A 20,141-nucleotide genomic window follows, 5' to 3' on the forward strand; every position below is an offset into this window, starting at 1 on the left:
ACCACTCTCCCCGGCCCCCCGATTCAGCGGGAACACCGTGGGGTGTTCAGCGACGCGGTGACGTCACGCGCGGCGGCGTCACGGAGTGTCGTCGACCGCGATGTTGGTGCAGTTGCTGCCGATGTTGATGTCGCCGGTCGGGGCCAGCGCGGCGGCGGTGGTGATCGGGCCGGTGGCGGTGTCGCAGTCGTTGCTCTGGAAGACCGCACCGGAGTTGGTGAAGTTGATGCAGTCGGAGCCGATGTTGAAGTCGCCCGCCGGAGCCGTCACAGCGCCGGTGATGATGGCGCTCGTGGCGGTGTCACACGCGTTGGTCTGAATGGCACCCAGGTCGCTGCCGTAGTTGTGCGCGCTCGCGGCGCCAGCGCCGACGAAGACCAGAGCGCCGGCCGCTGCGGTCAGGAAGGCTGCCTTCTTGCCGATGTTCACTTAATCCTCCGTGTGGTTATTCCGCGGATTCACGGACGCCTGACTCAACGAAGGCATTCGGGAAAGGCACTGGGCGCGGACTTCGTTTCACTCGTCTGGCATAGGGCGTCCCTCATATGACAGGCATTCAGGGGGCTGCGGCGTGCCGCCTTTTCGGGAAACCCATTGGCACCCAGGTATCCGGAATATGACATTCCGATTTGTTCGGTCCGTCGAACAAGTGATACATCCTGGCTTCACGACGCAGGAGTGAGTGAGGCACAAGTCCGACCGGCTGCTTCGCGGAACCACAGGCGCGGCGCGTATTCGCGCCGCTACGCTAAGTACGCGAGGGAGTCACCCGGGGGCGGGAGGAGAGACGTGGGGCACTCAGGAGCGGGGGGCACCCCCGCCGAGCTGATGGACGGGCTGCTCGCCCGTGCGCAGAACGGCTTCGAGATCGGTGAGGCGGTGCTGAGCCGGGCGCGGAGCGCCCTGATGCACCAGTCCGAGCTGCGTTCCTGCCGGCAGTGCAACGAGCCGTCAGGTCCACGTGGCTATACGACGTACCGGCATGTCTTCCTGCTGCCCGACGGCAGCAGCCTGCTGCTGTGGGAGCTGGAGCACAACACCGGCCCGGACGACCGCCCGCTCTTCGAGCTGTACGCGGACGAGGGCGCCCTCGCGCTCGCCGAGCGCCGCGTCCACCGCTGCATCGGCGGCGCCCGCTGGGAGGAGCTGGACGGGTTACCGCTGTGGCTGCCGGAGCAGATGCTCCAGGCCGCCGAGCCCCCGGGAGCCCAGCGCGCGTACGTGGCCGACAACTCGGCCGACCACGCCCGCCGCGTCCTCCGCCGCGCCGAGAACCCCGACCGGCCGGGGGAGGAGACCGAGCGGCTGCTGATGACCGCCTTCGCCCATGACATCGCCCTCGCCCCCAAGCCGCGCCGCCGCTCCGGCGGCCCCGACGCCACCTGGTGCCGCTTCTACGAGCACGCCTTCCTGCTCGCGGGCGGGGACGAGATCGTGCTGTGGGAGCTGGAGCACAACCTGACCCGGGACGGGCGGCTGGTGTGCGAGGTCTACCTCGACGAGGTGTCGGCGGAGCTGGCGGCCGACCGCCACGCCCGCGCCCTCGGCGTCGACCTCTGAGGTGCTGATTTCCGAATAGTCCGACAGTGGGCCCATCGGGTGAAGTGTGTGCGCGCCTCCCCGATGTCGCGGATGTTCTTCCGTTCAATCGGAACGTGTGGTTTTCCGCGGATTCGGCTTTTCTGGAGGAAATCAAGTGAACATCGGAAAGAAGGTTGCTGTCCTGGCCGCAACGGCAGGCGCCCTGGTGCTGGGGAGCGCGGGCGGGGCGTCCGCTCACGGTGGTTACGGGGGCTTCGACCCCTTCGGGACGATCCAGACCAACGCGTGCGACACGGCGGTCGGCACCATCGTCGAGGGCGCCGTGACCGCCCCGTCGGGCGACATCAACATCGCCTCCAACTGCATCAACTTCACCAGCGGCACTGCGGCCGTCCAGAGCAACGAGTGTGACACCGCCGTCGGTACGATCGTCGGCGCCGCCGCGCTCGCCCCGACGGGTGACACCACCATCGGCAGCAACTGCACCAACATCGCTACCGGCACCCCCTGAACCGACGAGACCCACGCCGACGGCCCCGGCCTCGGCTGACGGGCCCTGGCGCACGCCACGGCTCACCCCGCGGCCCCGGATGCCTGCCATCCGGGGCCGCGGGGCGTTCGTACGCACCCACATGGCCGCCACCGGCTCGCGCCGCGCCCCGGCACCCGGAAGCCTGATGACGGGGTCACGAACCAGGGAAAGCGAGACAGGCCGGTGGTGCGGGTGCGAGGGAGCAGGGCGCGTCCGGGCGCCCGTACGCCCGCCGCTCCCGACTCCTCCGGCGCGGCCGCCGGTCTCATCACGGCCGAGGAGGCCGTCCAGGCCTCGCCGGGGCGCCGGCTGGCCCCGTGGACCCCCGCCCTCCTCCTGCTCGGCGGCGTCGCCTTCGACCTCGCCGCCCCGGCCCCGTACACCGCCTCCCCCTTCTTCGCCGCGGCCCCGCTGGTCGCCGCCTCCCTCTTCCCGCTGCGGCAGACCATCATCACGACGGTCCTCGCCCTCACCGCCGTCTGTCTGCTCGCGGAGCTGCACGGCGTACGGGACCCGACCCAGGCTGCGACCGAGATCGCCACGGTGGCCACCGTCGCCCTGCTCGCGCTCGTGATCAACCGCGTCGTACGCCGAGGCGACCGGCGGCTGGCCTCGGCGCGCGGCATCGCGGAGGCGGCGCAGCGGGCCGTGCTGCCCGTACCGCCCGCCCGTATCGCCGGTCTTGACATCGCGGCGCGCTATGTGGCGGCCGAGCGGTACGCGGCGATCGGCGGCGACCTGTACGCGGTGCAGGACACCCCGCACGGCGTGCGGCTGATCGTCGGGGACGTCCGGGGCAAGGGGCTGCAGGCGGTGGAGGTCGTCGCGGTCCTCATCGGCGCGTTCCGGGAGGCGGCGGAGCAGGAGTCGACGCTGGAGGGGCTGGCGGGGCGGCTGGAGCGGGCGCTGCGGCGCGAGGGTGCCCGGCGGGCCGAGCTGGAGGCGTTCGAGGGGTTCACCACCGCCGTACTCGGCGAGATCCCGCGCGGCGACTCCACCCTCCGCCTCATCAACCGAGGCCACCCCCCGCCGCTGCTGCTGCCCGGCGACGGCGAGGTGCGCCCCCTGGAGCCGGAGACGCCCGCGCTGCCCCTGGGGATGGGCGAACTCGGCGCGTGGCCCGACCGGGTGACGGAGCTGCGGTTCCCGGAGGACGCCACGCTGCTGCTGTTCACGGACGGGGTGACCGAGGCCCGCGACCGGCACGGCACCTTCTACGTCCCCGAGGAGCGGCTGCGCGGCCGCCGCTTCACCGGACCGGGCGGGCTGCTCGACGCGCTGGTGGAGGACGTAGCGCTGCACTCGGGCGGGGAGAGTTCGGACGACATGGCACTGCTCGCGGTGCGGCGCCCGCCCGGTACGAACGGAACGACGCCGAACGGAACGACACCCCCCGCTCCGGACACGGACCGTAGCCAACCGTGACGGGCACGGATAACGATTGACACACGATCAGCCCGCCGGAGGTTTTTACCATCCCTTTTCAAGTGAGGCGAAACGCCCCCATCTGTCCTTCCTTGGTTACTAAGTTCATGCCAAAGCTACGCGGATTCTTCAGAAGAGCTTGGAATCATGTCGCGCTCTCTATTAACGTTCGATAACGCAGCGCGGTCGACACAGCCGTCGCAAGGGCGGCACCGTGCGCCGTCGCCGAATCCCGTATGTACCAAGGGAACCGGGGAACCACCACCTTGGGGTGAATCGGGTCGAACCTGACCCGTAGGAGACCTTCCTGCTCCGAACCCGTCAGCTAACCCGGTAGGCGAGAGGGAAGGAAAGGAGTGCGCCCCGGTGGCGTCCAACAGGTCCGTACTGGACGAAGCTCCGTACCGCTCGTCCGGTACCGGTATCGGCACCGCGACCGCGTACGGAGTCGGCTTCGACGCCGGAGCCGGCGCCCGCCCCGCGGTCGGACTCGGTGCCGAACCAGATGAGCCGTCCGCCGCTTCCGTCGGCAAGGAAGCCGTCTGGGACGAGTGGAACCCCACCGAGGAGTCCATCGCTCCGCTGCGCGGCAGGCACCGCGTCGTCAAGCAGCGCGGCGGGACCATGGCCCGCAGCAGTGCCGTCCTCGGCGTCGGCGTCATCGCGGCGGTCGGCGCGGGCGGCATGGCGACCGCCAAGGACCGTCCGGCCGCACCCATCTCCATGCCGGACCTCGCCCACGTCGCCGACGAGGTCAAGGCCCAGCTCCCCGCCGCCAAGGACCTGCCCGGCATCGGCTCCCTGATGGCCGACGACCAGGACTCCGCCCAGCCCGCCGCGGCCACCCTCGCCACGAGCGGTGCCGACTCGGGCGAGGCGCTGCGCACCCGCATCCTCCAGCAGGCCGAGAGCCAGCAGACCGCGGCGGACGACGACCGGCGCGAGGCCGCGGCGCGGGCCGCCGCGAAGGCCGCCGCCGGCGACGCCGCGAAGGCCGCGGCCAAGGCCCGCGACCTGGCGGACCAGAAGAAGGCCGAGGCCGCCGCCAAGAAGAAGGCCGCCGAGGCCGCCAAGGCGAAGGAAGCGGCCGAGAAGAAGGCCGCCGAGGCCAAGGCCGCCGACACCCCCGCCAAGACCTCCACCTCCACCTCCGCCGGGTTCACCCTCCCCGTTGCCTCGTACACCCTGACCGCGGGCTTCGGCCAGGCCGGCGACATCTGGTCCGCCGACCACACCGGCCAGGACTTCGCCGCCCCGACCGGCACCCCGGTCAAGGCGGTGGGCGGCGGCACGATCACCCAGGCGGGCTGGGCCGGTTCGTACGGCTACCGCATCGTGCTCAAGCTCGATGACGGCACCGAGATCTGGTACTGCCACCTGTCGTCCATGGTCGTCACCTCGGGCAAGGTGTCCTCGGGCGAGACCATCGGCCGCGTCGGCGCCACCGGCAACGTCACCGGCCCCCACCTCCACCTGGAGGTGCGACCGGGCGGCGGCTCCCCGATCGCCCCGCTGACCTGGCTGCGCGACCACGGGCTGAACCCGTGACCCCCTGATCCGGCCGTCGCCGTTCCGACGGCCCCTCGTTCCGGCGGCTCTGGCGCTCTCTCCCCCCTTGACGCCAGGGCCGCCGGTTCGCTTTGTCCCCCGCCACCGGAATAGACGGGTCCGCCGGAGACGTTGTCTATACGTATGACTGAGACCCGCGAGAACACCCGTAAGACCATCGGCAGCCTGTCCGTCTTCCCGCTCTCCCTGGGCGGCAATGTCTTCGGCTGGACGGCCGACGAGGCCGAGTCCTTCGAGGTGCTCGACGCGTACGCGGCGGCGGGTGGCAACTTCGTCGACACCGCCGACGTCTACTCCGCGTGGGCGCCCGGCAACAAGGGCGGCGAGTCCGAGACCGTCCTCGGCAAGTGGTTCGCCTCCCGTGGCAACCGCGACGACATCGTCCTCGCCACCAAGGTCGGCGCCGGCACCCCGGAGCCCCGCGGACTCTCCTCCTCCGCCATCAAGTCCGGCCTGGACGAGTCCCTCCAGCGCCTGGGCACGGATTACGTCGACCTCTACTACACCCACTTCGACGACACGTCGGTGCAGGTGGACGAGATCATCTCCACCCTCGACGAGCTGGTGAAGGCGGGTAAGATCCGCGAGATCGCCGCCTCCAACATCTCCGCCGAGCGCCTGGACGCCTCCCTCGACTTCTCCGCCCGGGAGAACCTGGCCCGCTACGTCGCCCTCCAGCCCCACTACAACCTGGTCTCGCGCGACACCTTCGAGGGCGACCTGGCCGACGTCGCCGCCCGCCACGGCCTGGCGACGCTCCCGTACTACTCCCTCGCGTCCGGCTTCCTCACCGGCAAGTACCGCCCCGGCGCCACGGTCGACAGCGCCCGCTCCACGGGCGCCGCCCAGCACCTGGAGACCGAGCGCGGCCAGAAGGTCCTCGCCGCCCTCGACGACGTGGCCGCCAACCACAACGCCGACCACGCCACCGTCGCCCTGGCCTGGCTCACCGCCCAGCCGACCGTGGTCGCCCCCGTCGCCAGCGCCCGCGTCCCGGCCCAACTCCCGGCCCTCCTGGCCTCGGTAGACCTCCACCTCACGGACCCGGAACTGAACCTCCTGACGTCCGCCTCGGACTGACCCCACGGCGCCGGGACGGCGACGCCCCGCAACGCCGTCCTGGCCGCTCGGGCCGTCACTCCGTGGCGGTCACGGTCGTTCACGTGTGCGCTGGGAGCCCCGGGGCGACATGCACGACGCGTTTCTCCAACTCGCTCAGTGCATGATCCTCGCCCGGAGACTCCCAGCGTTTTACTTCTTAAGCCGCCTCAGTCGTCTCGGTGGTGTTGAAGCAGCTGACACTGATGATGACGGTGTTGTTGGCGACCGGGGAGTCGTCCCCGACGTTCCCGGTGGTGACGTCACCGTTGGTGAAGCTGATGTCGCCGGTGGTGACGCTGCACGACTGGACGTTCGCGGGGGGAGGCGCCTCGTGGTCCGTGCCACCGTGGGCGGCCGCGGTGCCGGTCCCGAGGAGCACCAGGCTGCCGGCGGTCGCGGCCAGGAAGGCCGCCTTCTTCGCGATCTGCATGATTCCTCCACATGAAGCGCAGTCGGATGTCGACTGTCACTTCAGATTTAAGAGAAAATCATAAGAAAGTCCTGATGGGGACGCCGGAATTGATCCACACGGCCCAAGGACTGCCCTTCGGTCACCTCCAATGGCGCAGTGACGCGTATCCGGACGCTCCTACGCCCCGCGCCGATCGGCCAGCACCCACGAAGCGGCGGCGACCCCACCGGCGACTCCGAAGACGGACGGCCACGCCCCGACCTTCTTCGCCAGCGGATGCGACCCGGCGAACGCGGCCACGTACAACCCGCTCAACGCGGCCGCCGTCCCGTTCCCCGCCTTCTCGCGCCACCCCTTGGCGGTCACGGCCCCGGCCGCCGCCAGCGCGACCCCACCGAGCGGCCGCCTCCTGGTCCACCGGGCCACCCCATACCCCCCCCGATCAACCCACCCGCAGCCACCAGCCCCGCCGTTACTCCAGCCATGCCGCTACCTCCCACTCCTTGGGTCAGCCCAGCTCATCCCGCCGCAGGGCCGTGACGAAGTCCCCCCACGCGCCCTGCGTGAACCCGAGTACGGGCCCATCCGGACGCTTCGAGTCCCGTACGGCGGTCTCGTGGTCCGGCAGCTTCGCCGTCTCCACGCAGTTGCCCCCGGCCCCATTGCTGTAGCTGCTCTTGTGCCACACGAGCGTTGCTATGTCAGTCATCCGTCAGTCCTCGCATCGCATGCCTGATGAGATTGCTGGATCGCTGAGGACTCAAGGACAACGCACGTAGGTTGTCAAACGCCTTCGCATATTGAGCGATGTCTTCCGGACGCTCCAGGTACACGGCGTCCGTCAGGCCGTCGCGATAGACGACGTCGAGGTCCTCCTGCTCGGGGAACTTCAAGATGCTGAACGCCCCCACGGCAGGGTAGCTCCCGGCGTCGAACGGCAGCACCTGGATTGTGACGCTCTTCAGCTGGGCGACTTCCAGGAGGTGTTCGAGTTGCTCCCGCATCACCCTGGGACTGCCGATCGCATGTCGCAGGACGCTCTCGTGGATGATCACCCATAGGTCGGGAGGCGTCGCGCTCGTCAGCAGGGCCTGCCGTTCCATCCGTACGCCGATTACCTGCTCGACGTCCTCGGAGCTCGAGGGAGTCGTGGCCTGATGGAGATCGCGTGCGTAGTCAGCCGTCTGCAGGAGGCCGGGCACACATTCGCATTCGTAGGTCCGTAGCCCAGAAGCCGCCTGCTCGAGTCCAACGTAGACCGAGAACCAGGTGGGCACCGCGCTACCGTACGCATGCCACCAGCCGCGCATCTTGGACTGCTTGGCCAGCTCCTTGAGGAGTTCGCGCAGCTCGTCGGGGGTGCCGTAGAAGCGGCAGAGCGCATCGACGTCCGATGGCTGGACGCGACCCTGGCCCGTCTCCAGGCGGTTGACCTTCGAACCGCTCCAGTCCAGTTCCTTGCCTACCTGACCGCAGGTGAGCTGGTGCTCCTCACGAAGTTTCTTGAGCTCGATCGCCAAGCGGCGACGTCGTGCAGTGGGTGATCCGGGCACCGTGAACTCCTCATCTGGTGACGTTCGTTCAGTCTTGTCGGCGCTTGGCCATTCGTCAGTCACCCAATCGGGCGAATCCTCATATGCACATTGCATGTCGGAATGTGCGGTGCCATGCTCTCACGTGAAGTCACCAAGAGGAACAAGGTGATTGCGATCGGTGATCACCTGGAGTGGTGCAACGGCAAGGAGTTGAGGCGCGTGGTTGTCGAGCAGTGCATGCAGCGGAAGGCGTGGGACCTTCCCTTCTTGGCGGAACCAGGCGAAGTGGCCGCACTGAGGCGCATCGTGCGTACGCACCTCACACTCTGGGGCCTACCTGACCTCGTGGACGCTGCGCAGATCTGCGTCAGCGAACTCGTTGCCAACGTCATCACCCACGTCGGCCTCGGGACTCCGACCACCATGGCCGTCGACATGAACGGCACCTACCTGCGCATTGCGATCAGCGATCCGGACTCCCGTGCATTGCCCACGCTGCTGAGTGCAGCAGCCACGGCCGAGTCGGGTCGGGGGCTGGCCCTGGTCACTGCCGTAACCGACCGTTGGGGGGTGATCCCGACCGAGCGAGGCAAGACCACCTGGTGCGAGATCGCCACCGAGCTCAGGCGAGACGACACCCACGTTGATCGGCCTCAGGTGCATCGTGCCGAGGCCCTGCTGACCCTCTACGGCCAGCCCCTCTTGCAGACGAGCGCTACTTCGCCGCTGAGCCACGCTGTGGCGGAGGAGGCGGCGATCGCCGTGATCGCCGACCTCCTCCATTGGTTCCGTGCCCATGGGCAGGACCCCGACACGGCCTTGGATCGAGCGCAGATGCACTTCGAAGCGGAGCTCGGCGCGGTCGGCTGAGCGACTACCCCGCTGCGATGGCCGAGTACGTCCAGACATCGGCAGGCAGTTCGTGCTGGAGCCGCCAGACGATGCCCATGGGCTTGCTGCCCTGATGAGATTCGTACGTGCCGGGGCCAAGCAGCATCCACGGCTGGGGTCCGCCGATGTCGGTCTTCTTGTAGCGCCGGACGAAAAGCAGCACATGGGTGCCGCGCTGCTGATGCTGCTGATAGCGCAGGCCCGTGGGGGAGGACTCCGAGGTCTGGTTCTGCGATTCCCAGTGGAAGTGCTCTGAGCTCATCGCGTAGTCCTTGTACCGGGTCTGCGGCGAGAAGTCCTTATCGTCCTTCTCAAGGGTGATCAAGAGCGCATCGGTCTGGAGCCCTTCGCACCACTTCACTCCCTCGCGGAAGTTTCCCGGGACGAAGCCGCCCACCTCCGCCTGGCCGAGGGCGGGCAGGATTTCCTCGCGGCTATAGGAGGCGTGGACGGCCAGTGGGACTCCGCCGTGCTCACCCAGGAGCGGGATCGGGTAGTGGTCGGTGTGCTCCAGGTTGTACGCCAGTACTTGGCTCAGCTCGCTGCGGAACGCACTCTGCTGGCGCAAGGACGCGAAGCCCTCGGCGTAGCTGGCGAATCCACCGCCCAGTGGCCACAAGGAGAAGAAGAGCATCCGTGCGTACGCCTGCCCCGATGCGTCGAGCGCGTCGTACTCCGGGGTGTCATCGGCCAGCATCCGGCGGTAGGCATGGACGCGTTGTGGATCATCGACATGGAGGAATGCCGAGACCCGCTTGAGCAGTGCCTCTTCGCCCTCGGGATGCTCCTCGCCCAGCAGGCGGGCTCGCCTCAGGAGGCGTGTCCATGAGTTGTTGCTGCGATACAGCTCTTTGAGCTCGCGGCGGCTCTCACGGAGATAGGCGTCGAGCCGTGGTTCGGCGTAGGCGGCCACCTCTTGTGTCAGTTGCCGAACGTTGACGTTGATCTGGCTCTTGATGTTCTCCAGGATCCGTTGCTTGGACTTGCGGTCGAGGATGATTTCGCACCCCGAGGGCAGCTGCGGGAAGTCGCGCTCGATGTGCTCCGTGAGCCGGTTGCGGGTGAAGCTCGTCAGCGCGCGGAACTGCTCCTCAAAGCGAAACTCCTTGCGGTGCTGTCCGATGAAGTCGAGGACGGTGAGCACGGCCTTATCCGGCGTGCGTCGCAGGCCCCGGCCCAGCTGCTGCAGAAACACCGTGGCGCTGGCGGTCGGGCGGAGCAGGAGGAGGGTGTCCACATCCGGGATGTCGAGCCCTTCGTTGAAGAGGTCGACCGAGAACAGGACCTGCACCTTGCCGTTACGCAGGTCGTTCAGGGCCTGGGCGCGTTCCGTGGTGGGGGTGGACCCGTCGAGGGCCTGGGTGCTGATGCCAGCCTGGCGGAAGAAGTCGGCCATGAAGTGAGCGTGCGCGACGGTGACACAGAAGTCCAGCGCCCGCATTGTGCCCGGATCCGTCACCTTCTCCTGCACGGCCTTCACGATGAGACGAGCTCGCGCATGGTTTCCCGTGTAGAGCTGGCCCAGCTCGCCTGTGTCGTACGAACCCTGCTTCCAGGTGAGCCCTTCGAGGTCCGTGTTGTCGGCTATGCCGAAGTAGTGGAAGGGGCTAAGTAGATCATTCTCCAGCGCCTCCCACAGGCGCATCTCGGCGGCAATGTGGCCGTCGAAGAACTCATCTTGGACATTCCGTCCGTCCATGCGCTCTGGTGTGGCCGTCAGGCCCAGGAGCTCCATCGGCTTGAAGTGGTCGATGATGCGTCGGTAGGTCGGTGAAACCCCGTGGTGGAACTCATCGATGACGACGACGTCGAAGTGGTCGGGAGCGAGTTGTTCCAGGGACCGAGTGGTGAGGGACTGGACGCTAGCAAAGACGTGCGTCCAGTCTTGTGGCTTGTCCCCTCCAACGAGCAGTTCCCCGAAGTTCGCATCATCGAGCACTTCTTGATACGTGCGGAGCGACTGCTTCAGGATCTCTTGGCGGTGTGCGACGAAGAGGAGGTTGAGAGGCCGCCCCTGGTGCTTCCTCTTCAACTCCTTGTAATCGAGCGCGGCCATGACGGTCTTCCCCGTGCCCGTCGCTGCGACCAGCAAGTTGCGGTGCCGGTTGTGGATGTCCCGCTCGATATGGAGTCGTTCGAGCATGTCTTGCTGATGTGGGTACGGCCGCACTTCAAGGCCGGACAGGCTGATGGCGTGCGTGCCGGTGCGCTGTTTTCCGCTCGCCAGGGTGAGCGCCTCTTCGAGCCGAGTGGCGTCGCTGTCAGGGTCGTACGTCTCGAAGGAGGCCTCGCTCCAGTACGAGTCAAAGGTGGCCTCGAACTTCTTCAACACCGGCGGCGTCGCTACCGATGAGAGACGGACATTCCATTCCAAGCCGTCGAGCAATGCGGCCCTGGAGAGGTTCGAGCTCCCCACGTACGCGGTGTCGTAGCCGCTGTTCCGCCGAAACAGCCAGGCCTTTGCGTGCAGCCGCGTGGACCGTACCTCGTAGTTGACCTTGACCTCGGCGTTGAACTCCCTGACGAGTCGATCCAGGGCGGTCCGCTCGGTGGCTCCGATGTATGTGGTCGTGATGACGCGGATCGGCACCCCGCGATCCCGCGCCGCCTTCAGCGACTCCTCCAGGACCCGCAGGCCGTGCCACTTCACGAACGCGCAGAGCAGGTCGACGCGGTCTGCGGTAGCTAATTCGGCCCGCAGCTCGAAGCCCAGGTTCGGGTCCTCGGGGGAGTTGGTGATGAGCGCCGTCTCGGAGAGCGGTGTGGCCGGGCGCATGGAGTAGACGCCCGGTGCCTCCTGCTCGGCGACGGCGATCAGTTGCCGAGGGCCGTCGGCGATGAGGTCGATCCACTGCGTGGCGCCGTCGAGCGTGCTGATCGACTCAAGGATGTGGTTGGCCGCGATGACCTGCTCGTGAGGGGGCAGGTTGGCGAAGATCTGCCGCACCGTGTCGGCGACGTGGCGCGCGAGGACGTGCGGGGAGGAGTGCTCGCCGACCTTCTGCTGGATGGTCTTCCACCCTGCGGCGTCCAGCGCCTTCAGCTGGTCCTCGATGCGTGACGTGATCAGCCGCTCGTACAGGCCAGGCACCGGTGTGGTCTGGTCCGCCCAGTGGTCGACCATCGCAGCATCCCCTCATCGCTTGTGGCATAGACGTTGTACCAAGTGACTCTGACACCGCGCCTGAACTGCCCGTCTTCAGGCAGGCGAGCGTCAGTGCAGGGGATCTGCGGCGCTGCTGTCGAAGACCTCGCCGTGGGGCCAGATCACCGCCGCGCCTGACATGTTGCACAGGTCAACCAGATCTTGTCGGGGCCGTGCGGGCAGCAAGACAGCAAGTGATGGCTTGGGCGAGATGTAGCGCCGATAGTCATACAGCTGCCCTATGGCCATGCGCACGGCTTCGCGGGCCACAGTGCCCTTGGCCTCGATGAGAGCGTCGGCGGTGACGTCGTACAGATCGGTGTAGAGGGCCCTTACCTCACCAGCAGGGATGATCTTCTTGCGCTTGACGGTGTGGCCTTGCGCCTCCAAGTAGTCCCGATACTTCGTGACCAAGGGGGCCTCACGCCGCTCAGCTTCGTGTTGCTTGCTCTTCGTACTGACGGTCGTGCGCTCTGTCTGATGCTGCTCGATCTCGACGTCTTCGATCAAGTCTTCATTGCGCGGTGTGAACGAGAGACTCTCGCCGGGGTCGGCCACCTGGTCGATCGGCTTGAGGCGAAACATGATCACGCTGCGTGACTCGTCGTTCGCATCGGGCGCGTCCCGGTAGTACCAGGGAGGATCTGCGAGGGTGAACTCCCCAAGGTACGCGTAGACGCCCCTGGCGACTGCGTTGAACAGGCGTAGCGCGCGCCCGTCCTGGACGTGCTGAAGTATGGCCCGGTTTCCCGGGGTCATCTTCTGGTCGCCCTTCTGGCCTTCGCCGGTGTAGTGGTAGAAGCCGTCCTTGCCCCAGCCGTCGAAGTAGCCGACTTTGTGGCCACGTTCGGGGTTGGTGAACAGCAGCACATTGGCCGATGAGTTGGAGTGGGCGATCCCCGTCTGGTGGTTGCCGCCGTACGTGCTCTGGATCTTTGTCCGCTTGCGCTCCTCGCCGAGCGCTATGTCCCACATGAGTCCCCCAAGATCCACCAATCATGGTCGACTCACACGTTAGTCATATAAGCGCACGATCTTGGAAGGCGGGGCCCAGCAATACCTGGGTTGTCAGCCTGGGTGGCTTAGTGCTGACCTCGCGGGCCCGCCGGGAGCTGCGGGGCGTGCGACGGTTGGAGGCGTACGTCCGGTGTCGGGGTCTGTTGGACGCGGGGTGTCTGGGGCTGAAGGAGGAGCCGTACCCGTATCCCTGGCCGGGGGTGCGTACCCGTAGCCACCCTTTGGCGGGGTGGGCCAGTTCCCGGGCGCACGCCGCCTACGCCAGCGAAGTTCGCACCGCGTCTACCAGCGAAGCCGCACGCACATCGTCGGACCCCCCGATGATGCGGTTCATTGCGTAGCCGAAGGCGAGGCCATGTTCCGGGTCGGCGAAGGCGAGGGAGCCGCCGCGGCCGGTGTGGCCGAAGGCGTCCGGGCCGGTCATGGGGTTGGTCTCGGTGGGCAGCATGTACCCGGAGCTGAACCGGCTCGGAATCAGCATCACCTGGTCCTTTCCGCCGGCCTGCTCCTTGGTCGCCGACGCCAGGGTTGCCGGGTTGAGCAGGCGCACGCCGTCCACCTCGTCGATCAGCGCGGCGTACATCCGCGCCAGTGCGTGTGCGGTGCCGATGCCGTTGGACGCCGGGAGTTCGGCGGCCTGCACCTCCGGTGAGCTGAAGTCGATCTCGGGTGGGTCGGTGACCGCATACGCCCTGTTGCTGAATGAGTTCGGGTCACGCCAAGCGGCGACCAATTCGCGGAGTTCCTCAGGGAGTGACTCGGCGGGCACGGTGGTGAGGTCGACGTCCGGCCGCTGGTAGACCATGCGGCTGACCCGGTCGCGTTCACCCGCGGGCAAGCCGATGAAGAAGTCCAGACCGAGCGGGGCGGCGATCTCGTCGGCGAAGAAGCGGCCGGGTGAGCGGCCGGATACTCGGCGGATCACTTCGCCGACGAGCCAGCCCCAGGTCCGCCCGTGGTACCCGTGCGCCGTACCTGGAGTCCAAAGGGGGCGCTGGGCGGCCAGCGCTGCCGCAATCGGATGCCAGGTCAACGCCTCCTTCAGCGGTACCGGTTGATCCAGTGTGACTAGGCCGGCCTGGTGGGAGAGGAGCCAGCGCACCGGGATGTCCGCCTTGCCGCTCGCGGCGAACTCCGGCCAGTACTTGGCCACTGGCGCGTCCAGGTCCAGCGCGCCGCGCTCGGCCAGCATGTGCGCCGCGGTGGCGGTCGCTCCCTTGGTCGCCGAGTAGACCAGTTGCAGCGTCTCCCGTGTCCACGGACGACCGGTCTCGGCATCGGCGACGCCACCCCACAGGTCCACCACAGGCCGGCCGTGCTGGTACACGCACACTGCCGCGCCGATGTCCCCGTGCCGGGCGAAGTTCGCTTTGAACGCCTCACGCACCGGTTCGAACCCGGGCGCCACCTCACCGTGGATCGTCGTCATGCCGTTCATCCTGGCAGTCTGACTGATCTCCCCGGCGGGGCGGGTTCGGCCTCGGTGTCTATCAGGCTGCGACGGGCAGCGCCTGAAGGCGGTCGCGGAACTCGCGGACAGAGGCGACGGACCTGTGCGGTTCGAGCCGCGCGGAGAACTCCTTCAGGCGGTCCAGAGCCCGTATGGAGCTGACGCTGTCCTCCAGGAGCCGGGCGCCGAAGTTGGCGGCGTCCAGCGCTCCCTCCAGGTCACCAGCAGTGAGCCGTGCCTCAGCCAGGCGGCTGGACCGTACGGCCTTGTCCCGCGGAGCCGCGCTCTTCACGGAGGTCTCCAGGGAACTCGTCGCGCGCTCCACCTGCCCGGCGCGCAGCAGGACCTTGCCCTCGGTCGACTTCAGCTGCGCCTCGGTGAACCAGTCGAGCCAGTCCGGGTTCTCTTCCTCCGCGTGGTGCTCCCAGTGGGAAACGGCGCGGTTGAGGGCCGTGCCGGCCATGCGGTGGTCGCCGTCGCGCGACAATGCCTCGGCTTTGTGCAGGTAGAGGAAGGACTGAGTACAAGGCGACAGGGAGCGGGGAGCGTTGTCGATGGCGGTCGAGATGAGGTCGACCCGCTCGGCGGCGCGTCCGGCTTCGGAGACGTGGACCCCCATCTCCGCGAGGACGAAGGCGCCGAAGGCATCGTCCCCAGCGGTACGTGCGCTGCGCAGGGCCCCGACGTAATACCGCTGGCCGACGGACCGCAGACCAGCGTCGTAGGCCATCCACCCGGTGAGATGCGATACCCGGGCCGCGAGCGCGTACAGGCGGACACGGATCCTGTCGGTGTATCGGCCGGCGCCGAGGAGACCGGTGACGAGAGCGAGATCGCCACGCGCCTGCTCCAGAAGCCGGGCGCCCCCGAGCTGGTCGTCGAGCGTGCGGAGCGTGCTGATGCGTTGCTCGATCGTAGAAACCATCGTGTCTGTGACCTGATCACCGTTGAGCGCTGAGGCGAAGGCGGAGGGCGCGTCCACCCAGCTCGACGCGAGCCCCGTCAGGGCGGTGCCGGTGATGGTGAGAAAGCCCCGGCGATCCATGCGGCCACTACCCACCAGATCGGACAACGCCTCGACCGTGCCGGCCTCGGTCCACGGGGCGGTAAGCCCCGTCACTTCCCAAACGGGAAGCCACCGCGGCCACCCTTCCGCGCGCGCCTGTTCGTACGGGACACGCAGCAGATCGGCGAGGACGCGCTGGGCATCCGCGTCCGGCTCCTGCCCCTGCTCCCACTTCCAGACGGTTGTCCGGTTGGTCGCCAACGGGATTCCAAGCGATCTTCCGTGAGCCTGCATGAGCCGGGCGAATTCGGCCTTCCCCCACCCGCGCGACTGGCGGACGAAGCTCAGCGGATGGGCTGCTAACGGCTCACCAAGCACGTCATCACTCCCGTCATCCTCTCGCGGCGTAGCTGGGAGGCTACTTCACGTGTCCATGTCCGGGGAGGGGCCCTCCACCGGAGAAACCCCCTGGAAACGTTCCGACGTGCGCGCTGCGGCCGTTGACTGAGTACCAGCCGTCCTCGGGGCACGCTCTCGGAACGGTTTCCTCAGATCGGCGGCTCCATCCCCGTGTCCCCCGTCGGGGACGGAGCCGCTCTCCAGCTTTTCGGAGGCATCCGCTATGCCCACGCTCGTCCATCGGTTCGTCCTCGCGGGTACGGAAAAGGAAGTGCCCCTCGCCCGGCGCACGGTCGTCGACAAGGTGCGTACGTGGGGTGTGCCGCTGGATGACGAGATGGTCGGCACCATCCGACTCGTTGCCTCCGAGCTCATCACCAACGCCGTAGTCCATGGGGTGGGGCCCGTCACCGTCACGGTGCACTATCGTCCCGGTCGCTTGGTGATCGACGTGTTTGATCGCAACCCGTCGGCTCCGCACGTGGGTTGTAGCCAAGCCGACGACGAGAGCGGGCGGGGCTTGGCGCTGGTTGGCCGTTTCGCGTCGCGGTGTGCCTGGGAGCCCTCCGGACCTGGCAAGCGCGTATGGGCGGAGATCGTGCTTCCCGCGGCGATGCCCGCTGTCCGCGCCGCCGGTCTGCGCAGAGTATTCGCGACTTGGCGGAAGCGGGAGCCCCGAGTCGATCCCGAGCCGCGCATTCCGACAGTCGCGTGATGAGGCGGCACACGCTGCGAACGGCTCCGTCGCAGGATCCCCGAGCCAACGTGCGCCGGGAAGCGGGCGTCCTGTCGATGAACGACCGGCCTGCACGACCGCTGGTGTAGCACTGCGGCTCACCGGGCCGCCCCATGACCGTCGTCCCACGGACTCCCATTGCTCCCACGGCCGTGGGGCGGCCACGACCTCCCGTCGGAGCCCCGGCGGGAGATCCCAAGAGGAAGGAGTACGAGGTGGCAGAGCACACGACACCGCCTCCGGCCCGGAGCGGCCTCCTGGTGGCGGTCGAAGAGCTGACCGCCGTCCACGATCGGTACGACAGCCTCCGGTCCGACAACGCCGGAAGTTCGGGCGACACGCCGTGGCCGGGCGGCGACGGCAACCTGCACGACAGCGAGTAAGCACCAAGCGGCGGGGCCGATACGACTGGTCGTGCCGGCCCCGCCGCGTCCGCATCACGTGGTCGAACCCATGGAGGACGCAGCGATGGAACATCGATTGATCAGCGCGATCGAGACAGCACTCGGATGGAGCGGAGCGCAGGAGCTTGGCAAGGGCTTCGTGCGGGGAAGCATGGACGACCCCGCTCTCGTCTCCCGCTTCCTGAGTCCGAATCGCATGCTCGATATAGCGATGCGCAGGAGCCTCAACCGCCCGCAGTTCCGATGCTTCCAGAAGGGCGAGGAGGTACACCCGGCCGTCTACTACACCGACAGCGTCAGTCCTCGGGGCCAGAGCATCCCCATGGTCAACATGCGCAGCCTCGGGAGGCTCTTGCGGGAAGGTGCGACGCTCATCCTCGACCAGGCCAACGTCTTCGATCCGACGATGGAGGCCGCGTGCCGGGCGTTGCAGTGGTGGTCCCACGAGCGCGTACAGGTCAACGCGTACCTGACGACGAACGACGCCGCCGGCTTCCCCCTGCACTGGGACGACCACGACGTCGTGATCGTGCAGCTTGCGGGCGAGAAGGAGTGGGAGGTCCGCTCGACTTCGCGCACGGTCCCCATGTACCGCGACTCCGACCCCAACGACACCCCGAGCGACGAGATCATCTGGTCCGGTCTCCTGAAGACCGGTGACGTCATGCACATTCCCCGAGGGCACTGGCATCAGGCGACCCGGACCGGCAGCGGCTCGGGCAAGAGCCTTCACGTCACGTTCGGCATCACCAAACGCACCGGAGCGAGCTGGCTCGCCTGGCTGGCCGACTGGGGCCGCGAACGCGAGATCTTCCGGCACGACCTGGACCGTCGGCACGGCCCCGACAGCGAGGCCCTGGTCGAGGCCGCCACGGCGCTGGTCGGCGAACGTCCTCCGGCCGACTTCCTGACCGCGTACGAGCAGGAGATGACGCTGCCACGTCACCTGCCGTATCTCGACATCTTCGGGCCGCTCGACGCCGTGGTGTGCATCGCCCACTTCCCTCCCCGCGTTGTGGAGAACGGGGAGACCGTCGACGTCGTGGCCGCAGGGAAGAAGCTCACCTTCACGGCCAAGGCCCTACCCGCGCTACGGATGCTGCTGAGCGGCAGGCCGGTTCTGCTGGAGCGGGCTGCGGCCGCCGTCGGTGCGGAAGTGGCAGAGCTCGCCGAGATCCTGGTTGAGGAGGAGCTGTGCGCGGTGCTGACGCCCGAGTTGTCCTCGGGCTACACCGGTCTCGTCATGAACGCCGCCTTCTGACCGGAGCGCTTGATCTCGGTGTGACCGCACTCGACACCAGCACCAACTACCTCGGCTTTCACTCGCATCGGATTCTGGCTCGGACAGCCGGTGATCTGCTGCCGCAGTTCACGGTCTCCACGAAGGTCGGGTACTTCCCGGGCAGGAACGGCGGGGAGCACTCCCTGGACTCCGTACGGCTGCACGCGGCTGTGGAACAGGCGGCCGACGATCTCGGGCGGGAGCCTGACCTCGTGTTCCTGCACAACCCGGAACACTCGCTCCGCGGGGCCGCCCCTCATGACCGGGACGTGCTGGCGCGGGCGTGTGCCGCCCTCGACGGCGCTGCGGCGAAAGGGTTGTGTGCCGCCTGGGGCATCGCTTCCTGGGATCCATCACCGCTGCTGGACCTGATCGACCCGACCTCACCGAGGCCGTCGGTCCTCATGGTCCGCGCCGGCCTGCTGGTCGGAGTCAGAACGCTTGGTGCCGCTGATGCTCTCGTCAAGGCATGGGACCTGGGCGATGGCGCGGTGTGGGGGATGAGCCCCTTCGGAGGCAGCGTGAGCGCCCCAGTGTGGGCCAGGATCGACCCGCGCGTCTTCCTCCGGGACAGCGGTCGGCTCTCCCGCGTGCAGGCAGCCTTCCGGGCCGCCTATCACCTCCCGCGAGTCACCGCCGTTGCCGTGGGCACCGACGAACCCGCTCATCTGGGCGAGCTCGTTGGCGCCCTGGCCGGTGAGGTCGAGGAGCGGACCATCGGGGAGTACCGAAGACTCCTTCGTGACCGCTCGCTTGATCACCCCGCCTGAAGGTCCTCGATGACCTGCTCGGCCATGCGCCGCGCGGGTTCCAGTCGGGGGTCTTCCGGGTGCGCGTACGGTCCGAGGATCTTTGAGCAGACGAACAACGTCATCAGCTTGCCGTCCCGGCTCTCGAAGTCGCGCTGGCGCTCCTGCCATACGCGATCGGCCAGAGCGGGGGCGGCGAGCGAGCTTGCCCACAGTGAGGCGGAGTCCAGCCCCTGCGGTGCGTTGCCCCAGTCCTCCCAGTCGAAGAGGCTGAAGACGGGAGCGGTCACATTGGCCCAGTTCAGGTCCGCGTGGGCCGGTACCCATCGCTGCACGGTCGTATCGAAGTCGTCGGAGAAGACAGCTCGGATGGACTCGGTGACCAATTCCTGGGTGATGGTGTCGGTGTCCGGTGTGGCCACTCGCCTCGTCTTGTGAGCGGCCAGCGCGTCCAGCGAGGAGCTCAATGCCTCCCACCACTCATCTGGCAGTTCCGGGGCTTCACTCAAGATGGCGCTTCCGACGGGAGCGGCCGGTAGGAGGTCGGTTTCGTCGGCCCGCCACATCACTGGTCCGTCCGCGTCCCGCCAGACCACGCATCCCCGCCATGTCGGCTGGGCGACGCCCTCCAGGCGGGCGGCACACTCGGTGCCGTTCCAGCCTTGGTCGGTGATCTTGTCGAGCAAGCGCCGCTCAACCCGGACCCAGGTATCGCGGTCTGTCCGGGCTCCCACGGAACGGCGCTTGCGCACCGCCGTATCCGGGAGCAAGCGCACCTGGAGAGACCGCGCGACGTGGTCAAGAATCTCGTCAACCGGCTGCACCCGTAGATCAACAGCCTGACCCGTGGAGACCGAGAGCGTCATACTCGCGACCGTAGCAGCGGGGCGGCGGGAGATAGTCCGAGACGCCTCACGCCGAGGATGGCCGTGTTGGACGATCAGGA

General features: G+C 67.8%; 19 protein-coding genes, 1 pseudogene and 1 riboswitch. Of the genes and pseudogenes, 10 read left to right on the forward strand and 10 right to left on the reverse strand.

The window, feature by feature from the left end; all coding sequences use genetic code 11:
• Positions 1-78 precede the first annotated feature (78 nt).
• Positions 79-429 (reverse strand): hypothetical protein, encoded by a 351-nt coding sequence (locus tag ACFV9T_RS37980; protein ID WP_385447215.1) that lies wholly within the window; start codon positions 427-429, stop codon positions 79-81.
• A 360-nt stretch (positions 430-789) separates the two neighbouring features.
• On the opposite strand from ACFV9T_RS37980, the gene ACFV9T_RS37985 reads away from it, so the two are divergent.
• From ACFV9T_RS37985 to ACFV9T_RS38005, 5 genes are all read left to right on the forward strand, one after another.
• Positions 790-1,560 (forward strand): DUF6227 family protein, encoded by a 771-nt coding sequence (locus ACFV9T_RS37985; RefSeq protein WP_385447217.1) that lies wholly within the window; start codon positions 790-792, stop codon positions 1,558-1,560.
• Between the two features lie 136 nt (positions 1,561-1,696).
• Positions 1,697-2,053, forward strand: coding sequence for a hypothetical protein (locus ACFV9T_RS37990; RefSeq protein WP_385447219.1), 357 nt, complete (start codon positions 1,697-1,699; stop codon positions 2,051-2,053).
• Between the two features lie 213 nt (positions 2,054-2,266).
• Positions 2,267-3,499 carry a PP2C family protein-serine/threonine phosphatase gene (locus ACFV9T_RS37995; RefSeq protein ID WP_385447221.1) on the forward strand — a complete coding sequence of 411 codons (1,233 nt, stop codon included), beginning with the start codon at positions 2,267-2,269 and terminating at the stop codon, positions 3,497-3,499.
• 213 nt (positions 3,500-3,712) lie between these two features.
• Positions 3,713-3,854, forward strand: a riboswitch (cyclic di-AMP (ydaO/yuaA leader).
• An 11-nt stretch (positions 3,855-3,865) separates the two neighbouring features.
• A complete protein-coding gene (locus ACFV9T_RS38000) occupies positions 3,866-5,047 on the forward strand; it encodes a M23 family metallopeptidase (protein WP_385447223.1) in 1,182 nt (393 codons plus the stop codon).
• A gap of 144 nt (positions 5,048-5,191) precedes the next feature.
• Complete coding sequence (locus ACFV9T_RS38005) at positions 5,192-6,148, forward strand: aldo/keto reductase (RefSeq protein WP_385447225.1); 957 nt, start codon at positions 5,192-5,194, stop codon at positions 6,146-6,148.
• A gap of 178 nt (positions 6,149-6,326) precedes the next feature.
• Here the strand turns inward: ACFV9T_RS38005 and ACFV9T_RS38010 are convergent, their stop codons facing one another.
• From ACFV9T_RS38010 to ACFV9T_RS38025, 4 genes and pseudogenes are all read right to left on the reverse strand, one after another.
• A complete protein-coding gene (locus ACFV9T_RS38010) occupies positions 6,327-6,599 on the reverse strand; it encodes a hypothetical protein (protein WP_385447227.1) in 273 nt (90 codons plus the stop codon).
• A 159-nt stretch (positions 6,600-6,758) separates the two neighbouring features.
• A pseudogene (locus ACFV9T_RS38015) lies at positions 6,759-7,066 on the reverse strand (hypothetical protein).
• A 23-nt stretch (positions 7,067-7,089) separates the two neighbouring features.
• The gene (locus ACFV9T_RS38020) at positions 7,090-7,290 is read right to left on the reverse strand and encodes a DUF397 domain-containing protein (protein WP_385447229.1); all 201 of its coding nucleotides are present in this window, start codon (positions 7,288-7,290) and stop codon (positions 7,090-7,092) included.
• Positions 7,283-8,101: a helix-turn-helix domain-containing protein gene (locus ACFV9T_RS38025; RefSeq protein WP_385447231.1), complete on the reverse strand. Its 819-nt coding sequence runs from the start codon at positions 8,099-8,101 to the stop codon at positions 7,283-7,285. Before ACFV9T_RS38025 ends, ACFV9T_RS38020 begins: the two co-directional genes overlap by 8 nt.
• A gap of 252 nt (positions 8,102-8,353) precedes the next feature.
• On the opposite strand from ACFV9T_RS38025, the gene ACFV9T_RS38030 reads away from it, so the two are divergent.
• Positions 8,354-8,986: an ATP-binding protein gene (locus ACFV9T_RS38030; RefSeq protein WP_385447268.1), complete on the forward strand. Its 633-nt coding sequence runs from the start codon at positions 8,354-8,356 to the stop codon at positions 8,984-8,986.
• Between the two features lie 4 nt (positions 8,987-8,990).
• Here the strand turns inward: ACFV9T_RS38030 and ACFV9T_RS38035 are convergent, their stop codons facing one another.
• The 4 genes from ACFV9T_RS38035 to ACFV9T_RS38050 all read right to left on the reverse strand — a co-directional run bounded on the left by ACFV9T_RS38035 (position 8,991) and on the right by ACFV9T_RS38050 (position 16,003).
• A complete protein-coding gene (locus ACFV9T_RS38035; protein ID WP_385447233.1) occupies positions 8,991-12,131 on the reverse strand; it encodes a DUF3427 domain-containing protein in 3,141 nt (1,046 codons plus the stop codon).
• 90 nt (positions 12,132-12,221) lie between these two features.
• A complete protein-coding gene (locus ACFV9T_RS38040; protein WP_385447234.1) occupies positions 12,222-13,127 on the reverse strand; it encodes a restriction endonuclease in 906 nt (301 codons plus the stop codon).
• A 298-nt stretch (positions 13,128-13,425) separates the two neighbouring features.
• Entirely contained in the window at positions 13,426-14,598 is a 1,173-nt protein-coding gene (locus ACFV9T_RS38045) for a serine hydrolase domain-containing protein (protein WP_385447270.1), read from the reverse strand.
• 61 nt (positions 14,599-14,659) lie between these two features.
• Positions 14,660-16,003 (reverse strand): tetratricopeptide repeat protein, encoded by a 1,344-nt coding sequence (locus ACFV9T_RS38050; RefSeq protein ID WP_385447236.1) that lies wholly within the window; start codon positions 16,001-16,003, stop codon positions 14,660-14,662.
• Between the two features lie 244 nt (positions 16,004-16,247).
• Between ACFV9T_RS38050 and ACFV9T_RS38055 the strand changes: the two genes are divergently transcribed.
• The 4 genes from ACFV9T_RS38055 to ACFV9T_RS38070 all read left to right on the forward strand — a co-directional run bounded on the left by ACFV9T_RS38055 (position 16,248) and on the right by ACFV9T_RS38070 (position 19,216).
• The gene (locus ACFV9T_RS38055) at positions 16,248-16,739 is read left to right on the forward strand and encodes an ATP-binding protein (protein ID WP_385447238.1); all 492 of its coding nucleotides are present in this window, start codon (positions 16,248-16,250) and stop codon (positions 16,737-16,739) included.
• A 236-nt stretch (positions 16,740-16,975) separates the two neighbouring features.
• Positions 16,976-17,143 (forward strand): hypothetical protein, encoded by a 168-nt coding sequence (locus ACFV9T_RS38060; protein WP_385447240.1) that lies wholly within the window; start codon positions 16,976-16,978, stop codon positions 17,141-17,143.
• Positions 17,144-17,228: 85 nt separating this feature from the next.
• Positions 17,229-18,425: a JmjC domain-containing protein gene (locus ACFV9T_RS38065; protein WP_385447242.1), complete on the forward strand. Its 1,197-nt coding sequence runs from the start codon at positions 17,229-17,231 to the stop codon at positions 18,423-18,425.
• Positions 18,359-19,216 carry an aldo/keto reductase gene (locus ACFV9T_RS38070; protein ID WP_385447244.1) on the forward strand — a complete coding sequence of 286 codons (858 nt, stop codon included), beginning with the start codon at positions 18,359-18,361 and terminating at the stop codon, positions 19,214-19,216. Before ACFV9T_RS38065 ends, ACFV9T_RS38070 begins: the two co-directional genes overlap by 67 nt.
• Here the strand turns inward: ACFV9T_RS38070 and ACFV9T_RS38075 are convergent.
• Positions 19,204-20,061: a hypothetical protein gene (locus tag ACFV9T_RS38075; protein ID WP_385447245.1), complete on the reverse strand. Its 858-nt coding sequence runs from the start codon at positions 20,059-20,061 to the stop codon at positions 19,204-19,206. The two genes, ACFV9T_RS38070 and ACFV9T_RS38075, sit on opposite strands and share 13 nt — an antisense overlap.
• Between the last annotated feature and the right edge of the window lie 80 nt (positions 20,062-20,141).

Source organism: Streptomyces sp. NPDC059850 (genome assembly GCF_042731515.1).
GTDB lineage: Bacteria > Actinomycetota > Actinomycetes > Streptomycetales > Streptomycetaceae > Streptomyces.